The sequence below is a fragment of the Pseudomonas sp. Fl4BN1 genome, from assembly GCF_009908285.1.
GTDB lineage: Bacteria > Pseudomonadota > Gammaproteobacteria > Pseudomonadales > Pseudomonadaceae > Aquipseudomonas.
In genome coordinates, this window is the sequence record NZ_JAAARM010000028.1 from 15,666 (window position 1) to 30,921 (window position 15,256).

13 protein-coding genes are annotated in these 15,256 nt (G+C 61.9%); 6 read left to right on the top strand and 7 right to left on the bottom strand.

Annotated elements, in window-relative coordinates; all coding sequences use genetic code 11:
* Positions 1-29: 29 nt before the first annotated feature.
* From GV818_RS25090 to algW, 3 genes are all read right to left on the bottom strand, one after another.
* Positions 30-761: a DUF4198 domain-containing protein gene (locus tag GV818_RS25090; protein ID WP_161755565.1), complete on the bottom strand. Its 732-nt coding sequence runs from the start codon at positions 759-761 to the stop codon at positions 30-32.
* A 12-nt stretch (positions 762-773) separates the two neighbouring features.
* Complete coding sequence (locus GV818_RS25095) at positions 774-2,879, bottom strand: TonB-dependent siderophore receptor (RefSeq protein WP_161755563.1); 2,106 nt, start codon at positions 2,877-2,879, stop codon at positions 774-776.
* Between the two features lie 85 nt (positions 2,880-2,964).
* Positions 2,965-4,119 (bottom strand): Do family serine endopeptidase AlgW, encoded by a 1,155-nt coding sequence (gene algW, locus GV818_RS25100; RefSeq protein WP_161755561.1) that lies wholly within the window; start codon positions 4,117-4,119, stop codon positions 2,965-2,967.
* A 102-nt stretch (positions 4,120-4,221) separates the two neighbouring features.
* Here algW and GV818_RS25105 point away from each other — a divergent pair, with 102 nt between their 5' ends.
* From GV818_RS25105 to cysN, 3 genes are all read left to right on the top strand, one after another.
* Entirely contained in the window at positions 4,222-4,980 is a 759-nt protein-coding gene (locus GV818_RS25105; protein ID WP_161755559.1) for a Nif3-like dinuclear metal center hexameric protein, read from the top strand.
* 247 nt (positions 4,981-5,227) lie between these two features.
* Entirely contained in the window at positions 5,228-6,145 is a 918-nt protein-coding gene (gene cysD / locus GV818_RS25110) for a sulfate adenylyltransferase subunit CysD (protein WP_161755557.1), read from the top strand.
* A gap of 9 nt (positions 6,146-6,154) precedes the next feature.
* Positions 6,155-8,053 (top strand): sulfate adenylyltransferase subunit CysN, encoded by a 1,899-nt coding sequence (gene cysN, locus GV818_RS25115; RefSeq protein ID WP_161755556.1) that lies wholly within the window; start codon positions 6,155-6,157, stop codon positions 8,051-8,053.
* A 126-nt stretch (positions 8,054-8,179) separates the two neighbouring features.
* Here cysN and GV818_RS25120 read toward each other — a convergent pair whose 3' ends face one another.
* From GV818_RS25120 to GV818_RS25130, 3 genes are read right to left on the bottom strand one after another with little or no spacing between them, the layout of a single operon-like run.
* Positions 8,180-9,085, bottom strand: a complete 906-nt coding sequence (locus GV818_RS25120; RefSeq protein ID WP_161777819.1) for an acyltransferase — start codon at positions 9,083-9,085, stop codon at positions 8,180-8,182.
* Complete coding sequence (gene pta, locus GV818_RS25125; RefSeq protein WP_161755551.1) at positions 9,086-11,185, bottom strand: phosphate acetyltransferase; 2,100 nt, start codon at positions 11,183-11,185, stop codon at positions 9,086-9,088.
* 57 nt (positions 11,186-11,242) lie between these two features.
* Entirely contained in the window at positions 11,243-11,581 is a 339-nt protein-coding gene (locus tag GV818_RS25130) for a DUF3565 domain-containing protein (RefSeq protein WP_161755549.1), read from the bottom strand.
* Between GV818_RS25130 and GV818_RS25135 the strand changes: the two genes are divergently transcribed.
* The 3 genes from GV818_RS25135 to GV818_RS25145 all read left to right on the top strand — a co-directional run bounded on the left by GV818_RS25135 (position 11,550) and on the right by GV818_RS25145 (position 13,955).
* The gene (locus GV818_RS25135; RefSeq protein ID WP_161755547.1) at positions 11,550-12,035 is read left to right on the top strand and encodes an FKBP-type peptidyl-prolyl cis-trans isomerase; all 486 of its coding nucleotides are present in this window, start codon (positions 11,550-11,552) and stop codon (positions 12,033-12,035) included. The two genes, GV818_RS25130 and GV818_RS25135, sit on opposite strands and share 32 nt — an antisense overlap.
* A gap of 120 nt (positions 12,036-12,155) precedes the next feature.
* Entirely contained in the window at positions 12,156-12,638 is a 483-nt protein-coding gene (locus tag GV818_RS25140; RefSeq protein ID WP_161755546.1) for a glutathione peroxidase, read from the top strand.
* A gap of 213 nt (positions 12,639-12,851) precedes the next feature.
* Positions 12,852-13,955 (top strand): NADH:flavin oxidoreductase, encoded by a 1,104-nt coding sequence (locus tag GV818_RS25145; protein WP_161755545.1) that lies wholly within the window; start codon positions 12,852-12,854, stop codon positions 13,953-13,955.
* Here the strand turns inward: GV818_RS25145 and GV818_RS25150 are convergent.
* Entirely contained in the window at positions 13,952-15,232 is a 1,281-nt protein-coding gene (locus GV818_RS25150) for a glycosyltransferase family 4 protein (protein WP_161755544.1), read from the bottom strand. The genes GV818_RS25145 and GV818_RS25150 overlap by 4 nt on opposite strands.
* Between the last annotated feature and the right edge of the window lie 24 nt (positions 15,233-15,256).

A 15,256-nucleotide genomic window follows, 5' to 3' on the forward strand; every position in this document is an offset into this window, starting at 1 on the left:
CCAGGTGCCTGGAGCCTGATGCGGCCGCATCACTCTTCGTGGTGCGGCTCGCCGAGGAAGGTCAGGGAACTGAACAGACCGCGTGATGCCACATCCGGGTTGTCCTTGAGCGGAACCTCCAGCTCTGTGGCAATCACGTTCAAACCTTCATTCCTCACCAGCACTTGAGCGCGTCCCTGGGCATCGGTTTCGGTGCTCAGGGTGCTTGGCGCATTACGGTAATCACCGATCAACTTCACCCCGGCCACGGGCTGTCCGTCCAGCAGCACCCGCACTGGCAGGTTCTTGCCCGGGCCTACGGTCAGTGGGTCGACTTCGGGCAGGATCACCAGCTTGAGCTGTTCCAGTTTGGGAAGCTTCGCTCCCGGTTGATAGATCGCCAGGCTGTACTTGAAGGTGTGGGTCGAGGCGATGGCCCCCGGGACTTTGCTGCGCCCCTGGTTAACCCAGCGTTTGTCCGCTGTCTGCGACCACGGACCGTTGTCCAGTGCCACCGCCAGCACCGCCGGGGGCTTGAGTGGCTGCAGGCGTGCGTGGTCGGCCAGGCGTTGCACGCTCACCGGAATCATTCTGGCGGCGCCGTCATAGGCCCAGGCACCGCTGACCTTCTTGGCCTTGAAGGCGTCGTCTTCGGCGCCGTGGCCGTAGATCACTTCGATATTGCCCCGTCGCTGTTCGGTCCACAGGCCGTGGGCCGAGGCCTGGGTGGTGCACAGTGCGGCGAGCAGGCCGAGCAGGAAGATTGATTTGCGCTGTTGCATGGTGATTCCCTTTTACAGGTTGAGTGTCAGGCTGACGGTGAAGTTGCGCGGCTCGCCGGGGTTGACCCAGTAGTTGCTGTAGGAGCGCTCGTAGTACTTCTCGTCGAAGAGGTTGTTCAGGTTCAGGCCCAGGGTGAGCTTGTCGCTGGCTTTGTAGTGGGCCAGCAGATCCAGGGTGCGATAGGCCGGCAGTTCGAAGCTGCCGCCGGACTCGCCCGAGCGATCGCCGACATAGGTCAGGGCGGCGCCGATGTCCGAGCCTTTGAGGTGGCCGTCCTGGAACTCATACACCCCCAGCAGGCTGCCGCTGTGCCTGGCCACGCCGAGCATGCGGCTGCCGGCGGGGATCGCCCGATCGCCCTTGGTGACCTTGGCATCGATCAAGGCATAGGCGCCGATGACCCTGAGCGCATCGGTCAGTTGGCCGCTGACCTGCACGTCGAAGCCTTGGCTGCGGGCCTTGCCCGCGGCGCGGCTGGAGTCGGTGCCGGGGTCCAGGGCCAGGACGTTTTCCTTGTCGATATGGAAGGCGGCGAGGGTGGCGCTCAGGCGCTCGTCGAGCAGCTCGCTCTTGATCCCCACTTCATAACCGACGCCTTCCTCAGGTTTGAAGGTCTTGCCAGCTGCATCCAGCCCGTTGTTGGGCTTGAACGAGGTGGAGGCGTTGGCGAACACCCCCACTTGCGGGGTCAGTTGGTAGAGCAGGCCGGCGCGTTGGGTCAGGGCGTCGTGGCGCTGGCGGCTGCGCTTGCTGGTGGTGTGGTCGTCGATCTTTTGCTCGAAGTGTTCGACGCGGGCGCCGACCATGCCCCGCAGACGGTCAGTGAAGATGATCTGGTCCTGCAGGTTCAGGGCCTGGCTTTCGACATGCTCGAAAAAATCAGTGCCGGAGCGTTTGCCGTTGGGCTTGGCCTGGCCGTAGATCGGGTCGTAGATATCGATGGCATAGGCGCCGCCGGCGAGGGTGGTGACCCGCTCGTTCTTGCGGTAGTTCTCGTATTCGCTGCCGATCAGCAGCTCGTGCTGCCAGCTGCCGATGTCGAACAGGCCGCGCAGTTCCAGTTGGGTGATGCTGTCGTGCCAGTTGTTGTCGCGCTCACGGTAACGCCGATTGACTGTGTGCTGGTCGGCATTCAACGGGCGGGCTTCCGAGGCGAAGCCCCACAGTTTGCCTTCCTTGTAGTGGCTGGCCAGGCGCAGCTTCCAGCGGTCGTTGAGGTGATGCTCGAGGGTCGCCTGGAGCATGTTGTTGTGGTTGTCGATGTTGCCGTCGTTGGGCTCGCCGAGAAAGGTCGAGCGCGAGACTCCGCTCCAGCGATTGTCGGGGGCGACGATGCCGCGGTCGAAGGTCGAGCTGTGGCGCACGAACTCGCTTTCCAGCAGCAGGCTGGTGTCCGGGTTCAACTGCCAACTGAAGGACGGTGCGACGAATACCCGATGACTGTCCACGTGGTCACGGAAGCTGTGATTGTCCTCCACCGCCAGGTTGACCCGAGACAACAGGTTGCCCTGGGCATCCAGCGGGGTGTTGAGGTCCAGGGCCGTGCGGTAGCGGTCCCAGCTGCCGGCGCTGGTTTGCAGGGTGGCGAACGCTTCAGGCTGGGGTTTCTTGGTGACGATGTTCACCGTGCCACCGGGGTCGCCACGGCCATAGAGGCTGGCGGCCGGCCCCTTGAGCACCTCGATGCGCTCGATGTTGGCGGCGTCCGGAGTACTGGGATAACCGCGGTTGGCGCTGAAACCGTCCTTGTAGAACTCCGAGGTGGTGAAGCCGCGCACGCTGTATTCATACAGAGTCAGGCCGCCGAAGTTGTTCTGCTTGGAGACCCCACCGGCAAACTCCAAGGCGCGCTCGACGTTGCTGCTGCCCAAGTCCTTGAGCACGCTGGCGGGGATCACGCTGATGGACTGTGGGATGTCGCGAATGGCTGTGTCGGTCTTGGTGGCACTGGCTGAGCGAGTGGCCCGATAACCTTTGACCGGGCCGGTGGCAGATTCGTATTCGGTGGTGATGCGGGTGGTTTCCAGCTCCAGCGACTGCGGTTCTTCGGCGAGCAGGGGGTCTGCCAGCAGGCCGAGGGTCAGGCCTGCCAGGGGGAGGATTTTTCGGGGCGTCATCAGGCTGTTCCAATAGCAATATTGAAACAATATAACATGACTAATGAGAATGCATGTTGTTAGCCCGGCATGGCCGGGCGCACATTCACTCTTCTTCTTTGACCGGTGCGGGCGGCGGACGCAGGCCGATTTCTGCCGTCAGCTTGAGCTCCTTGCCGTTGCGCATCACCTGGATCGAGACTTTTTCCATCGGTTTGATCCGTGCCACCTGGTTCATCGAGCGGCGACCATCACCGGCGGGCTCACCGTCGATGCTGAGGATCACATCACCCAGTTGCATGCCGGCTTTCTGCGCCGGGCCGTCGCGGAAGATACCCGCGACCACGATGCCGGGGCGCCCGGCGAGGCCAAAGGACTCCGCCAGTTCCTGGGTCAACGGCTGCACTTCGATCCCCAGCCAGCCACGGATCACCTGGCCGTGCTCGATGATTGACTTCATCACTTCCATGGCCAGTTTGATCGGGATGGCGAAACCAATGCCCTGGGAGCCGCCGGACTTGGAGAAGATCGCGGTGTTGATCCCGGTCAGGTTGCCGTTGGCATCCACCAGTGCGCCACCGGAGTTGCCCGGATTGATTGCCGCGTCGGTCTGGATGAAGTCTTCGTAGTTGTTCAGGCCCAACTGGTTGCGCCCGGTGGCGCTGATGATGCCCATGGTCACGGTCTGGCCGACCCCGAACGGGTTGCCGATGGCCAGAGCAACGTCGCCGACGCGGACGCTTTCCGAGCGGCCGACGGTGATCGAGGGCAGGTTCTTCAGGTCGATCTTGAGCACTGCCAGGTCGGTTTCCGGATCGCTGCCGATCACCCGGGCCAGGGTTTCGCGTCCGTCCTTGAGGGCCACCACGATCTGCTCGGCGCCGGACGTCACGTGGTTGTTGGTCAACAGATAACCTTCGGGACTCATGATCACCCCGGAGCCCAGGCTCGACTCCATGCGCTGCTGCTTGGGCAGGTTGTCACCGAAGAAACGTCGGAACTGTGGGTCTTCAAACAATGGATGTGCAGGTTTGTTGATGACCTTGGTGGTGTACAGATTGACCACTGCAGGCGCGGCAATGACCACCGCATCGGCATAGGACACGGGGCCCTGCTGGGTGCTGGTGGTTTGCGGAGCTTGCTGCAGATTGACGTCCAGGCTGGGCAGGCCGACCCATTGTGGGTAACGCTGAATAATCAACAACGCGATAAGTATGCCGGCCAGCAATGGCCAGCCAAAAAAACGCAGAGCCTTGAGCATTGAGCAAGTCCTGGGTGGTTACGAAGGGCTGCGCACGGCCCATAATGTCGCGCATTATACGAGGCCGTGCGCGCCTCTGAACGGGATATTTAGGAGTCTTTTATGGCCGTTGCCCTGAGTACACTGGTGGAAGAAGCGGACCGCTACCTGGGCAGTTCACGCATCGCCGACTACTGCCCCAATGGCCTGCAGGTCGAAGGGCGTCCGCAAGTCATGCGTATCGTCAGTGGCGTGACGGCCAGCCAGGCGTTACTGGACGCTGCAGTGGAAGCCAAGGCCGACCTGGTGCTGGTGCATCACGGCTACTTCTGGAAAGGCGAGAACCCCTGCATTACCGGTATGAAGCAGCGTAGGTTGAAAACCCTGCTCAAGCACGACATCAGCCTGCTGGCTTATCACCTGCCCCTGGATTTGCACCCGGAGGTGGGCAACAACGTGCAGCTGGCGCGGCAACTGGATATCACCGTGGAAGGTCCGCTGGATCCGCAGGACCCCAAGATTGTCGGACTGGTGGGTTCTCTCAGTGAGCCGATGACCCCACGTGACTTTGCTCGTCGGGTGCAGGAAGTCATGGGTCGTGAGCCACTGCTGATCGAGGGCAGCGAGATGATCCGGCGGGTCGGCTGGTGCACCGGCGGTGGCCAGGGCTACATCGACCAGGCGATCGAGGCCGGTGTCGACCTGTACCTGAGTGGCGAGGCCTCCGAGCAGACCTTCCACAGCGCTCGGGAAAACGACGTCAGTTTTATCGCCGCCGGCCATCACGCCACCGAGCGTTATGGCGTCCAGGCCCTGGGTGATTACCTGGCCCGGCGTTTCGCCCTGGAGCACCTGTTCATCGACTGCCCCAACCCAATCTGACCCCATGTAGGAGCCGGCTTGCCGGCGAAAAGATCTGTAGTCTTGAGGTGCGTCTGAAAGCACCTTCGCTGGCAAGCCAGCTCCTACACCGGCCGCCAGGTCAGGTGTTTTGATGCCTAACCGGGCGGTATATTCATATATCGTTTCGTTCTAGTTGGCGCCCTGATTAGAAGCAGGTCGCTGTGCTAGCATGCCCCGCTCGAACACGGCCCGCTGGCCGTCCATAAGAAAGCTTTCGTGAGTAGCCATGGTCGACAAACTGACGCATCTGAAACAGCTGGAGGCGGAAAGCATCCACATCATCCGCGAGGTGGCCGCCGAGTTCGACAACCCGGTGATGCTGTATTCCATCGGTAAAGACTCCGCCGTGATGTTGCATCTGGCCCGCAAGGCGTTCTTCCCCGGCAAGCTGCCGTTTCCGGTGATGCACGTCGACACCCAGTGGAAATTCCAGGAGATGTACAGCTTCCGCGACAAAATGGTCGAAGAGCTGGGCCTGGAGCTGATCACCCACGTCAACCCGGATGGCGTTGCGCAGGGGATCAACCCCTTCACCCACGGCAGTGCCAAGCACACCGACATCATGAAGACCGAAGGCCTCAAGCAGGCCTTGGACAAGTACGGTTTTGATGCCGCCTTCGGTGGCGCCCGTCGCGATGAAGAGAAGTCCCGCGCCAAGGAGCGCGTCTACTCGTTCCGCGACAGCAAGCACCGTTGGGACCCGAAGAACCAGCGCCCGGAGTTGTGGAACGTCTACAACGGTAAGGTCAACAAGGGTGAATCGATCCGCGTGTTCCCGCTGTCCAACTGGACCGAGCTGGACATCTGGCAGTACATCTACCTGGAAGGCATCCCGATCGTGCCGCTGTACTTCGCCGCCGAGCGCGAAGTGATCGAGAAGAACGGCACCCTGATCATGATCGACGACGAGCGCATCCTCGAGCATCTCTCCGATGAAGAGAAAGCCCGCATCGTCAAAAAGAAAGTGCGTTTCCGTACCCTTGGCTGCTACCCGTTGACGGGCGCGGTGGAGTCCGAGGCGGAAAGCCTGACGGACATCATCCAGGAAATGCTCCTGACGCGAACTTCCGAGCGCCAGGGCCGGGTCATCGACCACGATGGCGCAGGCTCGATGGAAGATAAAAAACGTCAGGGTTATTTCTAAGGGGTTGTCATGTCGCATCAATCTGATTTGATCAGCGAGGACATCCTCGCGTACCTGGGCCAGCACGAACGCAAAGAGCTGCTGCGCTTCCTCACCTGCGGTAACGTCGACGACGGCAAGAGCACCCTGATCGGGCGCCTGCTGCACGACTCGAAGATGATCTACGAAGACCATCTGGAAGCCATCACCCGGGATTCGAAGAAGGTCGGCACCACCGGTGACGACATCGACCTGGCGCTGCTGGTGGATGGCCTGCAGGCCGAGCGCGAGCAGGGCATCACCATCGATGTCGCCTACCGCTACTTCTCCACCGCCAAGCGCAAATTCATCATTGCCGACACCCCCGGCCATGAGCAGTACACCCGCAACATGGCCACCGGTGCGTCCACCTGTGACCTGGCGATCATCCTGGTGGACGCCCGCTACGGCGTGCAGACCCAGACCCGTCGCCACAGCTTCATCGCCTCCCTGCTGGGGATCAAGCACATCGTCGTGGCCATCAACAAGATGGACCTCAAGGACTTCGACCAGGGCGTATTCGAGTCGATCAAGGCTGATTACCTGAAGTTCGCCAAAGGCTTGAAGATGCAGCCTACGAGCATGCACTTCGTGCCGATGTCGGCCCTCAAGGGCGACAACGTGGTGAACAAGAGCGAGCGTTCGCCGTGGTACAGCGGTCAGTCGCTGATGGAGATCCTCGAGACCGTGGAAGTCGCCGGTGACCGCAACTTCACCGACCTGCGTTTCCCGGTGCAGTACGTCAACCGTCCGAACCTGAACTTCCGTGGTTTTGCCGGCACCCTGGCCAGTGGCATCGTGCACAAGGGCGACGAAGTCGTGGTATTGCCCTCGGGCAAGAGCAGCCGGGTCAAATCCATCGTCACTTTCGAAGGTGAGTTGGAGCAGGCCGGTCCGGGCCAGGCCGTGACCCTGACCATGGAAGATGAAATCGACATCTCCCGCGGTGACCTGCTGGTACATGCCGATAACGTACCGCCGGTGACCGACAGCTTTGAAGCCATGCTGGTATGGATGGCCGAAGAGCCGATGCTGCCGGGCAAGAAATACGACATCAAGCGCGCCACCAGCTACGTGCCGGGCTCGGTTGCCAGCATCGTCCACAAGATTGATGTGAATACCCTGGAAGAGGGGGCGGCCAGCGCTCTGCAACTGAACGAGATCGGCAAGGTCAAGATCAGCCTCGACGCGCCTATCGCCCTGGATGGCTATGAAAGCAACCGCACCACCGGTGCATTCATCGTTATCGATCGCCTGACCAATGGCACCGTCGGTGCGGGCATGATCATTGCCCAGCCGGTGGCCCATGGCAGCGCCACGCACCACGGCAAGCTGGCTCATGTAGCCACCGAAGAGCGTGCCCAGCGCTTCGGCCAGCAACCGGCAACCGTGCTGTTCAGCGGCCTGTCGGGCGCGGGCAAGAGCACCCTGGCCTACGCGGTGGAGCGCAAGCTGTTCGACATGGGGCGTGCGGTGTATGTGCTCGATGGCCAGAACCTGCGGCATGACCTGAACAAGGGCTTGCCACAGGACCGTGCCGGGCGTACCGAGAACTGGCGGCGTGCGGCCCACGTGGCCCGTCAGTTCAACGAAGCGGGTCTGCTGACCTTGGCGGCGTTCGTGGCCCCGAGTGCCGAAGGGCGCGAGCAGGCCAAGGACCTGATTGGCAAGGAGCGTCTGCTGACGGTTTATGTCCAGGCATCGCCTGCGGTGTGCGCCGAGCGTGATCCGCAAGGCCTGTACGCTGCTGGCGGGGATAATATCCCGGGCGAATCCTTCCCGTACGACGTGCCGCTGAATGCCGATCTGCTGATCGACACCCAGTCGCTGTCGTTGGAAGAGAGCGTCAAGCAGGTGCTGGACCTGTTGCGTAGCCGCGGCGCGATTTAAGCCGTAGCAAAAAGCCCGCAGTCGAGTGATCGGCTGCGGGCTTTTTTGTGCGTGTCAGAAGCGTTCGCTGGCAAGCCGGCTCCTACGGACCTCTGTGTAGGAGCTGGCTTGCCAGCGAAGAGGCCCTCAGGGTTTGGCCGGATACTCCCGATGCAGCACTTCCAGCAGCGCATCCTTGTCCAACCACTGCTGGTTGATCCAGCCCTGGAATTCCTGGCGGTACTCGGTGTCCTGCTCGTAGTTCTTGCCGATGAACTGCGCCGGAATCCGCACCTCTTCAAAACGCACCACCACATCCTTGACCTTGCCGCACAACAGGTCCCAGTAACCGGGCCGGCCAGCGGGGTAATGGATGGTCACATCAATGATCGATTGCAATTGCTCGCCCATGGCATCCAGGACAAAGGCAATGCCGCCGGCCTTGGGCTTGAGCAGATAGCGGAACGGCGACTGCTGCTGGGCATGCTTGGCTTCGGTGAAGCGCGTGCCCTCGACGAAGTTGAAGATGCCCACCGGATTGTCGCGAAACTTCGCGCAGGTCTTGCGGGTGGTTTCCAGGTCCTTGCCCTTCTTCTCCGGGTGCTTTTCTAGGTAGGCCTTGGAGTAGCGCTTCATGAAGGGAAAGCCCAGGGCCCACCAGGCGAGGCCGATCACTGGAACCCAGATCAGCTCCTGCTTGAGGAAGAACTTCAGCGGGCGAATGCGCCGGTTGAGCACGTACTGCAGGACCATGATGTCGACCCAGCTCTGGTGGTTACTGGTGACCAGATAGGAGTGCTGGTAGTCCAGGCCCTCCAGGCCTTTGAGGTGCCAGCGGGTGCGGCACACCAGGTTCATCCAGGCTTTGTTGTTGCTGATCCAGGCCTCGTGGGTGTGGTTCATCAGCCAGTGGGTGAAGCGCTGGGTGAGGGCGAAGGGCAGGGCCTTGAAGATCGCCACGCAGAACAGGAACGAGCACAGCAGGATGGTGTTCAGTGCCAGGAGGAGCGAGGCGATGAAGCCGCGTACGACAGCAGGTAGAAATTCCAGCATTTAGAGATCCATAGGTCGGTTGGCGGCTTGAATCGCGGTCAGCGCGATGGTGTAGACGATGTCATCCACCTGGGCGCCGCGGGGCAGGTCGTTCACGGGTTTGCGCAGGCCTTGCAGCATCGGCCCCAGGCTCACGCAATCGGCGCTGCGTTGCACCGCCTTGTGGGTGGTGTTGCCGGTGTTCAGGTCGGGGAACACGAAGACCGTGGCCTTGCCCGCTACCAGACTGTTGGGGGCCAGTTGCCGGGCCACATTCTCGTTGGCCGCGGCGTCATATTGCAGCGGGCCGTCGATCAGCAACGAATGTTGGGCTTCATGGGCCAGCAGGGTCGCTTCGCGGACCTTTTCCACTTCTTCGCCGCTGGCCGAATCGCCGCTGGAGTAGCTGATCATCGCCACCCGTGGGGTGATGCCGAAGGCCGCTGCCGAGTCGGCGCTCTGCAGGGCGATCTCTGCCAGCTCACTGGCGCTGGGGTGCGGGTTCATCACGCAGTCGCCATAGATCAGCACCTGCTCGGGGAACAGCATGAAGAACACCGAGGACACCAGGGTGCAGCCCGGTGCCGTCTTGATCAACTGCAGGGCCGGGCGGATGGTGTTGGCGGTGGAATGGATGACCCCGGAAACCAGGCCATCGACTTCATCCAGGGCCAGCATCACGGTGCCGATTACCACCGGGTCTTCCAGTTGCTGCTCGGCCATGGGCGCGTTGAGGCTTTTGCTCTTGCGCAGGGCCACCATCGGCTCCACGTAACGCTCGCGGATCAGGTCCGGGTCGAGAATCTCCAGGCCTTCGGGCAGTTCGATGCCCTGGGCCCGCGCCACGGCGTGGACGTCTTCCGGTTTGGCCAGCAGCACGCAACGGGCAATCCCGCGGGCCTGACAAATGGCGGCGGCCTGCACGGTCAAGGGTTCGCTGCCTTCGGGCAGGACGATGCGTTTGTTGGCTTCCTGGGCCCGCTGGATCAACTGGTAGCGGAATACCGCCGGCGACAGGCGCATTTCCCGTGGCGTGCCGCAACGCTGGTGCAGCCAGTTGGCGTCCAGGTGGCTGGCGACGAAGTCGGTGATGATCTCCGCGCGCTCGCGGTCGTCGATAGGGATTTCCTTGTTCAGGCCGTTGAGCTGGTTGGCGGTGTCGTAGGAGCCGCTGCTCACCGAGAGCACCGGCAGGCCGGCATTCAAGGCGCCACGGCAGAGTTCCATGATCCGTGGGTCGGGCAGGGTATCGCTGGTCAGCAGCAGGCCGGCAAGGGGCACGCCATTGATCGCCGCCAGGCTCACCGCGAGGATGATGTCGTCGCGGTCGCCCGGGGTCACCACCAGCACGCCGGGCTTGAGCAGTTCCACGGTGTTGCGCATGGTGCGGGCGCAAATGATGATCTTGGTCATGCGTCGGCTTTCGTAGTCGCCGGCGTTGAGCACCTGGGCGCCCATCAGGTCGGCTACGTCGCGAGTGCGCGGGGCGTTCAGTTCCGGCTGGAAGGGAATGCAGCCCAGCAGACGGAAGTCGCCGCTGCGCAGCAGGGGCGAGTGCTCCTTCAAACGAGCGGAAAACGCCTCCATGCTTTCATCGGTGCGCACCTTGTTGAGGATCACCCCCAGGACTTTGGGGTCCCGTGGGCCGCCGAACAGTTGGGCCTGCAACTCGACCCGCCCGGACAGCTCGGTGAGCACTTCGTTTTCCGGCGCGGAGACCAGGATCACCTCGGCGTCCAGGCTTTTCGCCAGGTGCAGGTTGACCCGGGCGGCGTAGCTGGCGCTGCGGGTCGGCACCATGCCTTCGACGATCAGCACATCCTTGCCGATGGCCGCCTGCTGATAAAGGGTGATGATTTCTTCCAGCAACTCATCCAGCTGGCCGTCGCCGAGCATCCGCTCGACATGGGCCAGGCCCAAGGGTTGTGGCGGTTTCAGACCGTGGGTGCGGGCCACCAGTTCGGTGGAGCGCTCGGGGCCGGTATCGCCTGGGTGAGGCTGGGCAATGGGCTTGAAGAAACCGACCTTGAGGCCGGCCCGTTCCAGGGTACGCACCAGCCCGAGGCTGATGGAGGTCAGACCCACACCAAAATCGGTGGGTGCGATAAAAAAAGTTTGCATGCGAATTCTCAGAAGGTGCATGGCAAAGGCGACGGTCTGCAGCCGTCTGCCTGATAGTCAGACGCTAAGGTTATCGTTTCCCGCGTCTTGAGCACACCAGCCGCAGGCAAAGGGCTGGCCTATTTTTTCCGCCCGCTGTTGCGGGTCCAGGACCCAGGCCCGGGATTGCCAGGGTGGCAGGTGGCGCAGGTGCTGAGTATGGCCACAGGACAGTTCGGCCACCCAATGACCCTCTTCATCCTGATGAAAACCGCGGATTGTCGAGTGTTTTTTCACGTTCCGTTTGTCTGGGTTCTGTTCGCTTTCGAGCGATTGCTTCGCTAAACTTGGACGTTCTTCATTCTTATGCAAAAGGTCCCACCCCATGCTGATCGCCGCCAATAAGGCTGTCTCCATCGACTATACCCTCACCAACGACGCTGGTGAGGTCATCGACAGCTCTGCCGGCGGCGCCCCGCTGGTTTACCTGCAAGGTGCAGGTAACATCATTCCTGGTCTGGAAAAGGCCCTGGAAGGCAAGCAAGTCGGTGACGAGCTGAACGTTTCCGTAGAACCTGAAGATGCCTACGGTGAATACGCTGCCGAACTGGTCAGCACCCTGAGCCGCAGCATGTTCGAAGGCGTTGACGAGCTGGAAGTGGGCATGCAGTTCCACGCCTCCGCTCCGGACGGCCAGATGCAGATCGTGACCATCCGTGATCTGGACGGCGACGACGTAACCGTCGACGGCAACCACCCACTGGCCGGCCAGCGCCTGAATTTCCAGGTCAAGATCGTTGCCATCCGTGACGCCAGCCAGGAAGAAGTCGCTCATGGTCACGTCCATGGCGAAGGTGGTCATCAGCACTGATTTCTACGCTAAGCTCAAGCTTGCAGGAGAGGCGCCCGAGGGCGCCTTTTTAGTCCGCGGCTTTTGGCTGTACTGTCGAGAGGCTGTTTTCTGTAAGAACACAGGAATTTGGAGTTCGTCATGAGTGCTTTTCACGACCTTAAATTGAAAGCCCTGGATGGTCAGGAGCTGCCGCTCGCGCCCTTCAAGGGGCACGTCGTGCTGGTGGTCAACGTCGCCTCCAAATGTGGTCTGACACCACAATATGCGGCGTTGGAAAATCTCTATCAGCAATACAAGGGCCAGGGTTTCAGCGTGCTGGGCCTGCCCTGCAACCAATTCGCCGGGCAGGAGCCGGGGAGCGAGCAGGAGATCCAGGAGTTCTGCAGCCTCAACTACGGAGTGAGCTTTCCATTGAGCAGCAAGCTCGATGTGAACGGTCCCGAGCGTCATCAGTTGTACCGCTTGCTGGCGGGCGAAGGTGCCGAGTTTCCTGGGGACATCACCTGGAATTTCGAAAAATTCCTGCTGGGCAAGGACGGTCGGGTATTGGCGCGTTTCTCGCCACGCACCGCGCCGGATGATCCTTCCGTGGTCCAGGCCATCGAAAAGGCCCTGAGCTGAGCCAGCTAGCCGGGCGCGACGGCCCGGCGTGTTTTTCCGCCTGATTCACGCCGCTCTGATGCGGCGTTTTTGCATCTAAATCACTTAAATCAATAATGCTGTGCAGTCCAATGGGGGGCGAATATTATCCCCATCATCGGCGCGCCGGGACTGATTTGCGGCGCCGTCCCGTGCCTCGATCATCGTTTCAAGCCCTTTCCCTCGGAGTGCAGCATGTCTGTTCAAGCCTTGTTCAAACCTTTTCAACTCGGCGCGCTGGAGCTGCCGAGCCGCGTAGTGATGGCGCCGATGACCCGTTCGTTCTCCCCGGGTGGCGTGCCCAACTCCAAGGTTATCGAGTACTACCGTCGCCGTGCTGCCGCAGGTGTCGGCCTGATCATCACCGAAGGCACCACCGTCGGGCACAAGGCGGCCAATGGTTACCCCAATGTGCCGCAGTTCTTTGGCGAAGCGGCCCTGGCCGGCTGGAAGAAAGTGGTGGATGCGGTACATGCCGAGGGCGGCAAGATCGTTCCGCAGTTATGGCATGTCGGCAACGTACGGCGCCTGGGCACCGAGCCAGATGCCAGCGTGCCAGGCTATGGCCCGAGCGAGAAACTCAAGGACGGGCAAGTGGTGGTGCATGGCATGACCCACCAGGACATCCAGGAGGTGATCGCGGCGTTCGCCCAGGCCGCCAAGGATGCCCAGAGCATCGGTATGGATGGCGTGGAGATTCATGGCGCCCACGGTTATCTGGTGGACCAGTTTTTCTGGGAAGGCAGCAACCAGCGCACTGACGAATATGGCGGCGACCTGGCCCAGCGTTCGCGTTTCGCCATCGAGCTGATCCAGGCCGTACGTGCCGCCGTTGGCCCGGGTTTTCCGATCATCCTGCGTTTTTCCCAGTGGAAGCAGCAGGACTACAGCGCCCGGCTGGTGCAGACCCCGGAGGCGCTGGAGGCATTCCTCAAGCCGCTGGCGGACGCTGGTGTGGACATCTTCCACTGTTCGACCCGACGTTTCTGGGAACCGGAGTTCGAAGGCTCCGACCTTAACCTGGCGGGCTGGACCCGCAAGCTTACCGGCAAGCCCACCATCACCGTGGGCAGCGTCGGCCTGGACGGCGAGTTCCTGCAGTTCATGGTCAACACCGACAAGGTGGCACAGCCGGCCAGCCTGGAAAACCTGTTGCAGCGTCTGAACAATGACGAGTTCGACCTGGTGGCGGTGGGCCGTGCATTGCTGGTTGATCCGGACTGGGCGCAGAAGGTCCGTGAAGGTCGTGAGCAGGACATCCTGCCATTCAGCCGTGAAGCGCTGATGAGCCTGGTTTAACTCCCGGCACCGGGCGGTGACGGGGGCAACCCTCGCGCCGCGCCGTGCGTCTCCACGCGGGTCCGTGGTTCGACCGTCGCTTCGATGAGTCCTTCGTAATCCACTGCGGTCGAGTGCTGGCAAGCGCTGCGTAATTGATCTTCAAACTGCTCGATCACTGCGGCCCAGCCCTGACGGCTGGCGTGTTGCCGAGCGTTGAGGCGTACCCGGCGCAAGGTTTCCGCTTCTTCCAGCAACCAGCTGGCGGCGTCGCAAAAAGCCCGTTCATCTCCAGGCATCGCCAGCACGCCGTTGTAGCCATGGCGGATATGTTGAGCCGCCGCCGCCTGGTCGTAGGCCACCACCGCCAGTCCAGAAGCCAAGGCTTCGAGCACCACGTTGCCGAAGGTTTCAGTCAGGCTGGGAAATACGAATACATCCCCCGCGGCATAGTGGGCCGCTAGGGCTTCGCCCCGCTGACTGCCGCAGAACAAGGCATCGGGCAGGCTTTTTTCCAGGGCTGCACGTTGCGGACCGTCACCCACCACGATCAGCTTCATCCGGCGCTGTGGATAAGTGGCCTGGAGCTGCTCGAAGCAGCGCTTGAGCAGGCCAAGGTTCTTCTCCGGCGCCAGGCGTCCAACATGAATCACCGCCAGGTCCTCATTGCCCAGGCCCCAGCTGGCGCGCAATTCGTTGGGCCGCTTGGCCGGGTGGAACAACTGGCTGTCGACGCCTCGGGACAATAGGGCCAGGCGCTCGAAATGGCGGCGCTCCAGCTCCAGGCGTTGGCTGGCGCTGGGCACCAGGGTCACTTTCGAGCGGTTGTGGAACCAGCGCAGGTAGTGGGTCAGCAAGCGGGTCAGCAAACCCAGGCCGTATTGGCTGGAGTACTGCTGGAAGTTGGTGTGGAAACCACTGACCACCGAGATCCCCAGACGCTTTGCCGCTCGCAGTGCGGACAGCCCCAGCGGCCCCTCGGTGGCGATGTAGAGCACGTCCGGGCGCTGGCGCTTCCAGCGCCGCAACAGTTTGTGCATCGACGACTGGCCCCATTGCAGCCCGGGGTAGCCCGGCAGCGGCCAGCCCCGGCAGAGCAGCAGAGCCTCGTCGCTGATACGGCTCTGATCACAGCCCTGGCGCGGGCGTACCAGCTCTACCTGATGCCCACGGGCGCGCAGGCCATCGCAGAGGCGGCCAAGGGTATTGGCCACGCCATTGATTTCCGGTGGGTAGGTTTCGGTGATCAGGGTGATATGCAGAGCTGTCGTCATGACCTCAGTGTCGACCGAGGCCATGTCGTCATTGTGACGGTCGGGTGA

Excerpts from the sequence above, each read along its gene's own strand:
- GV818_RS25090 (WP_161755565.1), bottom strand. The coding sequence starts at position 761 with ATGCAACAGCGCAAATCAATCTTCCTGCTCGGCCTGCTCGCCGCACTG.
- GV818_RS25105 (WP_161755559.1), top strand. The coding sequence starts at position 4,222 with ATGGCCGTTGCCCTGAGTACACTGGTGGAAGAAGCGGACCGCTACCTG.
- GV818_RS25140 (WP_161755546.1), top strand. The coding sequence starts at position 12,156 with ATGAGTGCTTTTCACGACCTTAAATTGAAAGCCCTGGATGGTCAGGAG.
- GV818_RS25120 (WP_161777819.1), bottom strand. The coding sequence starts at position 9,085 with ATGCTGGAATTTCTACCTGCTGTCGTACGCGGCTTCATCGCCTCGCTC.
- GV818_RS25145 (WP_161755545.1), top strand. The coding sequence starts at position 12,852 with ATGTCTGTTCAAGCCTTGTTCAAACCTTTTCAACTCGGCGCGCTGGAG.
- GV818_RS25130 (WP_161755549.1), bottom strand. The coding sequence starts at position 11,581 with ATGGAGACAGCCTTATTGGCGGCGATCAGCATGGGGTGGGACCTTTTG.
- GV818_RS25150 (WP_161755544.1), bottom strand. The coding sequence starts at position 15,232 with ATGGCCTCGGTCGACACTGAGGTCATGACGACAGCTCTGCATATCACC.
- cysD (WP_161755557.1), top strand. The coding sequence starts at position 5,228 with ATGGTCGACAAACTGACGCATCTGAAACAGCTGGAGGCGGAAAGCATC.
- GV818_RS25095 (WP_161755563.1), bottom strand. The coding sequence starts at position 2,879 with ATGACGCCCCGAAAAATCCTCCCCCTGGCAGGCCTGACCCTCGGCCTG.
- cysN (WP_161755556.1), top strand. The coding sequence starts at position 6,155 with ATGTCGCATCAATCTGATTTGATCAGCGAGGACATCCTCGCGTACCTG.
- GV818_RS25135 (WP_161755547.1), top strand. The coding sequence starts at position 11,550 with ATGCTGATCGCCGCCAATAAGGCTGTCTCCATCGACTATACCCTCACC.
- algW (WP_161755561.1), bottom strand. The coding sequence starts at position 4,119 with ATGCTCAAGGCTCTGCGTTTTTTTGGCTGGCCATTGCTGGCCGGCATA.
- pta (WP_161755551.1), bottom strand. The coding sequence starts at position 11,185 with ATGCAAACTTTTTTTATCGCACCCACCGATTTTGGTGTGGGTCTGACC.